This is a genomic window from Streptomyces fructofermentans (genome assembly GCF_014651055.1).
In the GTDB taxonomy this organism is placed as follows: Bacteria; Actinomycetota; Actinomycetes; order Streptomycetales; family Streptomycetaceae; genus Streptomyces; species Streptomyces fructofermentans.
This window is the reverse complement of record NZ_BMWD01000001.1, coordinates 472,715-477,758: the sequence shown is the minus strand read 5'-3', so window position 1 is coordinate 477,758 and position 5,044 is coordinate 472,715. Positions and strand designations below refer to the sequence as shown.

The following is a 5,044-nucleotide window of genomic DNA, read 5'->3' as shown; positions in this document are numbered from 1 at the left end:
CGCCCCCCCACCAAAAGGGGTGAACGGTCGTAACTTTCACGTGCGGGTCGCGTTTCGTCGCGCTAAGAGTTCGACTGCACACGTTTCGTCATGGCGCCGCGCGCTCTCGCCGGCCCTGCCGACCGCTCCGGGAGGCCCGGCCCCGCCGGCCGCCGGGGAGCGCGTCGGACGCGGCCGTCGGGCAATACGTCGGATGGCGTCCCGCCGCCGCCGACCGGAAGCGGCCCGTCCGCCGCCGGGACTCGAACATCAGCGGGGGCTCCGACACCCGCGGAGGCTCGGCCGGCGGTTCGGGGACCGCCGGCCGGTGGCCCGCGGTCAGGAGTCGGGGAAGGCCCAGGGGTTGGGCCGGCAGCTGATCCCGTCGTGGTCGAGGAACTTGGTCTGCTGCTGCATGACGGGCGCGAGCGCGCCGTCGGAGTCGCAGGTGACGTGCCCGTAGCCGAGCCGGTGGCCGATCTCGTGGTTGATCAGCATCTGGCGGTACGCGTACATCTTGGCGCCGTAGGTCCGGGACCCCTGCGCCCAGCGGTAGGCGTTGATCATCACGCGGTCGGTGGCGGCCGAGTCGCAGGAGACGTTGTCCTCGGTGGTGTCGAGGCCCGACTTGGCGCACCAGAACGCCGTGGTTCCGGGGCTGGCCAGGGTGATGACGAAGTCGGGTTCGCCGGACGAGATCCGTTCGAAGGTCCGGCCGCCGTCGTGGGCCCAGCTCCGGTCGTCGTTCAGGGTCGTCTGCACGGCCCGCGCGAAGAGTCTGGGGTCGAGGCCGAGGCCCTTCTCGACGTCGACGCGGTAGGTGTACTTGCGGCCCTTGCCCGGCGCCCGGTCGAGTCCGGGGACCGCCTCGAACTCGCCCGAGCCCTTGAGGTCGGCGGCGAGTTCGTACTTCTTCGCCATCCGCTGCCCGTACGAGAGCGTGACCGGCTTCGCCGCCGCGGACGGGGCGGGCCGCTTGTCGGTGCGTGACGCGGTGTCCTTCGTCTCCCGGTCCGTGTCGCTGGTGGCGCGCGGGCCTCCGGCCTCGTCCACGTCCCCGTCGCCCCGCGCGACCTGGCCCGCGACGACGACCGCTAGCACGGTGATCACGGCGGCCGCCGCGACGCCCGTGAAGGCACGGCCCTTGCCGCCGCCCGCCTTCTCCGGTCCGCCCCGCGGGTCCCGTGGGCCGCGCGGGGGCACCCTGTGCTCGATGTACTCGTCGTCGTCCCAGCCCGTGCCCGGGGCGGCGACGTCGGTGCGTGGGTCGGCGCGCAGTGCCGTCGTCGTCGCGGAGTGGGCCGTGAAGAGGTCGTCGTCCTCGTCGAAGGCGTCCACGTAGGCCTGCCGCGGACCGCCGCCCGGCGCGGACCGCTGCTGTCGGGGAACCATGGGCCCCGGGTGCCCCGGACGTACCTGGTCGACACCCTGAGCCTGCTGGACGCCGTGCGCGGTGCCGCGCACCGGGCCTCGCGTCGCGTTCTGCGGCGGCCCTTGAGGCGTGCCGCCGGGACCCGCGGGCGGGCCGCCCCACAACCTGCCCCAGCCCCCGCCGGTCTCGCGCTGTTCGGGGTGACCGCCGCGGACCCGGGGCGCGCCCCGGGCGGGGGTGCCGTCGGGACGGCCCGGCGACCCGTACGCCGGGCCTCCGTCGGGCAGTCGCGGGAATCCTCGTGCGGGCGTGCCGTCCTGCGTCCGCGGAAAACCGTGTGCGGGCGTGCCGTCGGGCAGCCGGGGGAAGCCGGGGGCGGGAGTCCCGTCGGGCAGTCGCGGGAAGCCGTGCGCCGGGGTCCCGTCGGGGAGCCGCGGGACACCTCCGGCGGGCGTGCCGTCGAAGAACCGCGGTGCGCCCGGGGGCGGCCCGCCCGCGGGGCGGGGTGCCGTCCGGCCGGGCGGTCCCTCCTGCCTCCTGGGCGCCCATCCCTCGGGCAGCCGGGGCACTCCCCCGGCGGGCGTGCCGGGTGGGGGCGGCTGGGGCTGCCGGACCCCGGGGGCGCGGCGGCGCTCGGCTCCTTGTCCCGCCTCCGGCCGTGCGACCGGGGGTTTGGGTGTGGCGGCGGCGTCGCCCTTGGGGGCGGGCCCGCGACGGCTGTGACGTCCCACGTCCCGCCTCAGCTCCTTGCGCCGGTAGCGCCGGCTTCGGCCAACTCGCCTGTGTCCGCGAGGAGTTCGCGGAAGGCCGTGGCCACGGTCTCCGGGTGCTCCATCATCGCCACATGGCCCGCGTCAGGCAATGTGAGCAACCGGGACTCTCGGAAGGCGCGCGCGGCCCGCTGGGCCATGCGGTACGAGACGAGCTGGTCGCGGCCCCCGTAGACGAGGAGGGTCGGCGCGAGCACCCGCTCGGCCTGACGCCACAGTCCGTGCTGGCCGCCGAGTGTGTACGCGTTGACGATGCCGCGGGCCGAGCGCGCCATGGCGTCCCAGAAGTACGGGAGGGCGAGCCTGCGCTCCATCTCCTCGACCGCGTTGCGGAACCCTTCGGGCGTGACCGAGGAGGGGTCGCCGTAGCAGAGGGCCGTGACACCGCGGACGCGCTGCTCGGCCGACCAGCCCCGGGTGTAGCGGGTGAAGAGGGCGGCCACTCCGGGCACCGCGAGGAGCGCGGTCGGCCACGCCGTGCGCTGCGCCCGGATCTCCGGGAGCGCGGGCGAGACCAGGGTGAGCGTGCGGACGAGGTCGGGGCGCACGGCGGCGACGCGGGTGGCGACCGCGCCGCCCATCGAGTTCCCGAAGAGGTGCACGGGTCCGCGGCCGGCCGAGTCGAGGTAGCGGATGACCACGCGCGCGTGCCCGGTCAGCGAGTAGTCGCCGTCGTCGGGCGGCGGAGAGTCGCCGAAGCCGGGCAGGTCGAGGGCCTCGCTGTCCACGAGGCCGTCCAGGAGGGGCATCAGCGCCGACCAGTTCTGCGAGGAGCCGCCCAGCCCGTGCACGTACAGCGCGGGCGGCAGTCCCGGCCGGGCCGGCGGTCTCGACCGGAGGTTCAGCGTCACCCCCGGCAGCCCGACCGAGCGCAGCTTCTCGCCGGACGCCACCCTGACGGTACTGACCTTCGGCGTGACGGTGACGGCCGGCACGGACGGCAGTTCGGTCGAAGACATGCGGCAATGTTACGAGACGATCACGCGGCGAATCGTGTGTTCGCCGTCACAGACACGGGCCCGGACGCGGCCGGGGCACCGCCGGGCGGGCTCCGGATCGCCGTCGACCTGCGTCCGGATCGCGTAGCGCCTCGATCCCGGGTCTCATACGCTTCGTAAACGAGGGCACTCGTAAGAGCGCACTCGCATCGCTCGGGAAGAGGACACATGACTGTCGACCCCACCGACCCCGAGGCCCTCACGGACACGGACGACACGAAGACCGGCGGCGACCGGTCCGAGTTCGACGTGGAGGCCCCCGAGGCCGACACCGCGGAACAGCACGCGGATCTCGCTCCCCGCCGGGACGACCCGCTGACCGACGCGAAACGGAACGGCGCGAACGAGGCGGACGTCGTCGAGCAGGCACGGGTCGTAGAACTCGACGAGGACGACTACCGGTGAACGGCGGCGCGACGGCCACCGACACCTGACGGCCACCGTCGGGGACCCGGCGCCCCGGGAGACCCGGACGAACGGAGAGCCATAAACCTGGAGACCCGGAGCCCCGGAGACCGGCCGCCACCCGTCAACAGGAACGGGAAGCACGGACACCCCCCGGTCAACCACGGTCAACCACAGGCAACCGCGGGCGACCACAGGTGAACACCGACAACCACGGACGACGACCACTGGCGAACACCGGAGAACACCGGCACACACCGGAGAACACGGCGCCGGATCGACCGGCCGGGACCACCGGAGGCCAGGACCCGGAAATCAGCCCGTCCGGCATGTCCCTTTTTGATGTGCTCCGTGCGGCACGACCGGCGTCCGGTCCGTGAAATTCTCCGCTCGCACCGCGCACACCACGGTTACTGAAAAGTACGATGGCGGCGCGGCGCTCACCGCATGTGGACGATTTTGGGAGGCGGCGTGACAGCCATCGAGCAGACAGAGGCGGCGCGCCCAAGGGGCACCCGCCTGCCCCGCCGAGCCCGACGCAACCAGCTCCTCGGCGCCGCCCAGGAAGTCTTCGTGGCGCAGGGGTACCACTCGGCGGCGATGGACGACATCGCCGAGCGCGCGGGCGTCAGCAAGCCGGTGCTCTACCAGCACTTCCCCGGCAAGCTCGACCTCTACCTGGCGCTGCTGGACCAGCACTGCGAGTCGCTGCTCCAGGCCGTGCAGGCGGCACTGGCCTCCACCTCGGACAACAAGCTGCGCGTGCGGGCGACCATGGACGCCTACTTCGCGTACGTGGAGGACGACGGCGGCGCGTTCCGGCTGGTCTTCGAGTCGGACCTGACGAACGAGCCCGCGGTGCGCGAGCGCGTCGACCGGGTGACGTTCCAGTGCGCGGAGGCCATCTGCGCGGTCATCGCGGAGGACACGGGACTGTCGACGGCCGAGTCGATGCTGCTCGCCTCGGGACTGGGCGGACTCGCCCAGGTCGTGGCGCGCTCCTGGCTGCACAGCGACCGCAGCGTGCCGCGCGACCAGGCCGTCCAGCTGCTGACGTCGCTGGCCTGGCGGGGCATCGCCGGGTTCCCGCTGCACGGCACCGACAACAACTGAGCGCGACTTTGTTCCCACGGGGTGTTCGCTCCTGGCGTTCTCGGGCGGAGCGTGCGCGTCCCCTCACCGGGCTAATGTGTGCTGCGTACGGCGCGGACGAACGCGCACATCAGTGACCGTCGGAGGGACATAGCCGTGGAGGTCAAGATCGGCGTGCAGCACGCGCCCCGCGAGATCGTTCTGGAGAGCGGTCAGACCCCGGAAGAGGTCGAGCGCGCGGTGTCCGAGGCGCTCGCAGGCAAGTCGCAGCTGCTCAGCCTCGTGGACGACCACGGCCGCAAGGTCCTGGTCCCCGCGGACCGTCTCGCCTACGTCGAGCTCGGCGAGCCGACGACCCGCAAGGTGGGCTTCAGCGCGCTGTAGGGCGAAGTCGGAGGGGGCCGGTGGCGATTCGCCACCGGCCCCCA

5 protein-coding genes are annotated in these 5,044 nt (G+C 73.3%); 3 read left to right on the top strand and 2 right to left on the bottom strand.

The window, feature by feature from the left end; translation table 11 throughout:
* Positions 1-318: 318 nt before the first annotated feature.
* The gene (locus IE265_RS01980; protein WP_190033501.1) at positions 319-2,082 is read right to left on the bottom strand and encodes a DUF3152 domain-containing protein; all 1,764 of its coding nucleotides are present in this window, start codon (positions 2,080-2,082) and stop codon (positions 319-321) included.
* 8 nt (positions 2,083-2,090) lie between these two features.
* On the bottom strand, positions 2,091-3,080 hold the full coding sequence (locus IE265_RS01975; RefSeq protein WP_190033500.1) for an alpha/beta fold hydrolase: 990 nt from the start codon (positions 3,078-3,080) through the stop codon (positions 2,091-2,093).
* Between the two features lie 207 nt (positions 3,081-3,287).
* Here IE265_RS01975 and IE265_RS01970 point away from each other — a divergent pair, with 207 nt between their 5' ends.
* The 3 genes from IE265_RS01970 to IE265_RS01960 all read left to right on the top strand — a co-directional run bounded on the left by IE265_RS01970 (position 3,288) and on the right by IE265_RS01960 (position 5,000).
* A complete protein-coding gene (locus IE265_RS01970; protein ID WP_190033499.1) occupies positions 3,288-3,524 on the top strand; it encodes an Rv3202a family protein in 237 nt (78 codons plus the stop codon).
* Positions 3,525-3,995: 471 nt separating this feature from the next.
* On the top strand, positions 3,996-4,637 hold the full coding sequence (locus IE265_RS01965) for a TetR/AcrR family transcriptional regulator (protein ID WP_190033498.1): 642 nt from the start codon (positions 3,996-3,998) through the stop codon (positions 4,635-4,637).
* A 135-nt stretch (positions 4,638-4,772) separates the two neighbouring features.
* On the top strand, positions 4,773-5,000 hold the full coding sequence (locus IE265_RS01960; protein WP_055610545.1) for a DUF3107 domain-containing protein: 228 nt from the start codon (positions 4,773-4,775) through the stop codon (positions 4,998-5,000).
* Positions 5,001-5,044: the final 44 nt, after the last annotated feature.